This window comes from Paenibacillus sp. OT2-17 (assembly GCF_009827695.1).
GTDB lineage: Bacteria > Bacillota > Bacilli > Paenibacillales > Paenibacillaceae > Paenibacillus > Paenibacillus polymyxa_B.
The window spans coordinates 1-4,930 of the sequence record NZ_WUDQ01000269.1 but is presented as its reverse complement, the minus strand read 5'-3'; the positions used below and the strand labels follow the sequence as shown (position 1 = coordinate 4,930).

The following is a 4,930-nucleotide window of genomic DNA, read 5'->3' as shown; positions in this document are numbered from 1 at the left end:
AACTGCTGATCACCAGCTCGGATAGCTGCAGCGTGACGGATTACCGGGTGCTGCAAGAACGATTTGGCGCAGATATTCGCATTATGAACAGCTACGGCGTCACGGAAGCAGCGATTGACTCTAGCTTCTATGATGAAGAGCTGTCGAAGCTGCCAAGCAGCGGCAGTGTACCGATTGGCCAAGCGTGGCTGAACGCGCGCTTCTACATCGTGGACAGCCAGCTGAATCCGGTGCCGATCGGTGTACTGGGTGAGCTGTGTATTGGCGGAGCTGGGGTAGCACGGGGCTACCTGAACCGTGCAGACCTGACGGCCGAGAAATTTGTAGCGAACCCGTACGTACCGGGTGAACGATTGTACCGCACAGGCGACTTGGCGCGGTGGATGCCGGACGGCAATGTGGACTTTATCGGCCGGATGGACTATCAAGTGAAAATCCGGGTCTACCGGATCGAGCTGGGTGAGATTGAAACGGCGATCCAGCGGGTGCCGGGTGTGCGTCAAGCGGTAGTCATCGACCGGACGGACGAACGCGGACACAAGTATTTGTGCGGATACATCACGGGAGAAGTGGAGCTGCGGATCGAGGAGGTACAGGCCGAGCTGGAAGCAGGACTGCCAGCACATATGGTGCCTGCACGCTTGATGCGACTGGAGACCTTGCCACTGACCCACAATGGAAAAATCGACCGAAAGGCCTTGCCGGAACCGGAAGGAAGCATCCATACCGGTGCAGCCTATGTGGCTCCACGTACTACGGTAGAACAGGTTTTAGCTTCAGTGTGGGCCGGGGTGCTGGGTGCCGAAATAGTAGGCACGCAGGATAACTTCTTTGAACTGGGCGGCGATTCGATCAAAGCATTGCAAGTATCATCCCGATTGCTGCAAGCAGGGTATCGACTGGACATGAAGGATTTGTTCAGCAATCCGACGGTAGCGTCACTCAGTCCTTTGCTTCGTACAGATGGCAAGATTGCCAGCCAGGAAGAGGCAGTAGGCAAGGTAGATCTGACACCCATTCAACGGTGGTTCTTCGAGCAGCAGCCGGTTGATCTGCACCACAGCAACCAGGCGATGATGCTGTATCGAGCTGGGCGCTTTGACGTCAACGCGCTGCGCCGTACGATGGAACGTATTGTCCAGCATCATGACGCATTGCGCACTGTATTCCGTGAGACGGGGCAAGGCTATGCCGCTTGGAACCGCAGTGTGGTGGAAGGCGAGCTATATACGCTGGACATCGTAGATTTTAGCGGAGTTGAAGACGAATCCACCGCTGTAGAAGCCAAGGCGAGTGAAATTCAAGCGAGCATTCACTTGAGCGAGGGTCCACTTGTGAAGCTCGGTCTGTTCCATTGCGCTGGAGGCGACCATTTGCTAGTCGTGATTCATCATCTGGTTGTGGACGGTGTATCATGGCGCATTTTGCTGGAGGACTTGGCAGCCGGATATGAGCAGGCTGTTGCAGGTAAAACAGGCACAGCCATCCGATTGCCGCATAAAACAGATTCCTACCAGGTATGGGCCAAACAGCTGTCAGCCTACGCAAATAGTGTGACGATGGAGCGGGAGTTTGCATACTGGCAGCATATCGAACAGGCGGAAGCCAGCCTCGCGAAGCTTTTGCCGAAGGATTTTGCGAATGACAATGCACTGCTCGGAGACAGCGAGGTTGTGACGGTCCGCTGGACGAAGCAGGAAACCGAGCAGCTACTCAAACAAGCTCATCGCGCGTACAACACGGAAATGAACGACCTGTTGCTGGCTGCGCTCGGAAAAGCCGTCTATGACTGGTCTGGTTCCGAACGAGTGCTGGTCAACCTGGAAGGCCATGGACGGGAAGCCATTGTACCGGATGTGGATATTACGCGGACAGTCGGCTGGTTTACGAGCCAGTTCCCGGTTGTTCTGGATGGAAGTCTGGGACAAGGTGGAAATACCGCTCGGCTGATTAAACGGGTCAAGGAAGGGCTGCGTCATATTCCGCAAAAAGGCATCGGTTATGGTATTTTGCGATACCTGTCAGATATGAATGTTCTGGAGAAAGCAGGCGTGCAGTTAAAGACTCAGCCTGAGATCAGTTTTAACTATCTGGGCCAATTCGATCAGGATTATAAAGGTAACGATCTGAAGCCTTCCTCCTATTCCATTGGTGTGCCTGTTAGCACGAACGCGGCTATGGATTTTGCACTAGATATCAATGGATTAATCGAGGATGGCGAGCTGATGTTCACTATTCGCTACGGTACCACACAATTCCGGCACGAAACGATTGCACGGCTTGGAGAACTACTGGCATCCGGCTTGCGTGAGGTGATTAGCCATTGCATTGCGCAGGAAAGAACGGTGTTGACCCCAAGTGATGTCTTGTTAAAACATGTAACGCTGGACGAGCTGGAGCAATTGGTGAAAGATACACAAGATATGGGTGAACTAGAAAATGTGTATGCTTTGACGCCGATGCAAAAGGGCATGCTCTTCTTCAGTCTAATGGATGAGAGTTCGGCAGCTTATTTTGAGCAGGCAACCTTTGAATTGAATGGACGTTTTGATGTGGTTGCTTTCAGCAAAAGCTTTGATCTGCTCGTACAGCGTCATGAGGCGTTACGGACGAACTTTATCAGTTCATGGAAGGATGAACCTGTGCAGGTTGTCTTCCGTAATCGTAGCGGGCAATTATATTATGAAGACTTGCGCGGACTAGAAAAAGAGGAACGAGAAGCTTGTGTTGAAGCTTTTGTCATCGAGGATAAAGCGAAAGGATTCAATCTTGCAGAGGATGCACTCATTCGTGTCTCCATTTTGCAAACCGGGGATGAAACGTACCACTTTGTTTGGAGCTTCCATCACATTTTGATGGATGGCTGGTGCTTGTCCTTTATGACACAGGAGGTATTCGGTAGCTATCTGGCACTGCGTGCGGGTCATGAGCCAACGCTGGAGCCTGTCACGCCGTTTAGTCGATTTATTGAATGGTTGGAGCGTCAGGACCGTGAGGCAGCCTTGCAATACTGGCGTGGGTATCTGGCGGACTACGAGCAGCAAATTACGCTTCCTCAGCAAAAAACACAGCCTAAATCGATGCAAGATGGGGAATATGTTGCTGAAGATCTGGAATGTGACTTCCAGCCGGAGCTGGTGGCTCAGATCGAACGGGTGGCGAAGCAAAATCAGGTGACGGTCAACACGTTGATTCAGACCGTATGGGGCGTTCTGTTGCAAAAATATAACAACAGTTCGGATGTCGTGTTCGGTAGCGTAGTGTCTGGTCGTCCAGGCGATATTCCAGGTGTGGAGCACATGATCGGGCTATTTATTAATACGATTCCAGTGCGTGTGCAGTCTGAAGAGGGCGAAGCCTTTAACGAGCTGATGAAACGAACACAGCGGCAAGCGCTGGCGTCCAATGCCTATGATGCGTTCCCGCTGTATGAAATTCAGGCACTGACCGAGCAGAAGCAGGATTTAATCAATCATATTATGATATTTGAAAATTATCCGGTGGAGCAGCAGGTAGAGCAGCTGGGAGGCCAAGGACAGGAACCGTTCACGATTTCGAATGTGGTGGCTACAGAGCAAACCAACTACGATCTGAACGTAGCCGTTATGCCGGGAGAAGGCATAAAGATTCGCTTTATGTATAACACGCTCTGTTTTGATCGGAAAGGCATTGAGCGTCTGTATGGACATTTCACCCGTCTCTTGGAGCAAATTTCGCTCAACCCAAATGTTCGGGTTGAAGAGCTGGAATTGGTCACAGCAGCGGAAAAACAACAGATTACAGCAGCATTTAATGACACTGCTTGTGCATTTCCGTCCAAACAGACGATCCATCAGCTGTTCGAGGATCAGGTGGAGTGTACGCCAGACCAAGTGGCATTGGTGTTTGGAAATCAGAGTCTGACTTATCGGGAACTGAATGAACGGGCAAACTCATTGGCTCGAATGCTTCAAGCCCAGGGAGTAGGACCTGACAAGCTGGTGGGTCTGATGGTGCAGCGCTCAGTGGAAATGATTGTAGGTCTCCTGGCCGTTCTCAAAGCAGGTGGTGCTTATGTGCCAATCGATCCCGAATTTCCGTCCTCTCGTATTGAATACATGCTGGAAGACAGCGAGGCCGCAGTGCTTCTGACCAGTCGTGAGCTGGCAGAAGAGCACCATTGCCATGCCAATACCATGTTTCTTGAGGATGCCGCATTGTATCAGGGAGAAAGTAGCAACCTGGAGACGATTGCCCGCCCAGAGCATTTGGCTTACGTCATCTATACCTCGGGTTCGACTGGACATCCGAAAGGAGTTATGCTCCAGCATCGCTCGGTACTCAACTTTATTACCGGGATGCGCGAAGCCATTGACTTTGAAACGAGCCAAACCATTTTGTCACTCACGACCATTTCATTCGATATTTTCGTCTTGGAAACCATCCTGCCCCTGCTGGGTGGAATGTCTGTTGTGCTTGGCGACCGCCAGCATCAGGTGAATCCGCAGGCGCTTGGTGAGTTGATTACTCAACATTCGATTGAGATGTTGCAAATGACCCCATCCCGGTTGCAAATGCTGCTGGGTCATGAAGCTGGTTCCCGCGCGCTGCGAAACGTGAAGGTCATTATGGTCGGGGGTGAAGCCCTTCCGTCCAAGCTGCTCACAGCACTGAAAGAAATAAACGGTCCCCGCATTTATAACATGTACGGACCTACAGAAACGACGGTGTGGTCGGCCGTACAGGAACTGACCCATGCTCAAGACATTAATATCGGACGTCCCATCGCGAATACCCAAATCTATATCATGAATGCGAATGGGGAATTGCAGCCCGTCGGCGTACCGGGTGAGTTATGCATTGCAGGGGAAGGATTGGCCCGTGGGTATTGGAAACGTGAAGAACTGACGGCAGAGAAATTTGTAAATAATCCATTTGCTGGTGGCCAGGC

The 4,930-nt window shown here is 51.5% G+C and carries 1 protein-coding gene; it reads left to right on the top strand.

What is annotated here, in order from left to right; all coding sequences use genetic code 11:
• On the top strand, positions 1 to 4,930 hold a 4,930-nt coding region (locus tag GRP75_RS19230), incomplete at both ends, for a non-ribosomal peptide synthetase (protein WP_160790082.1).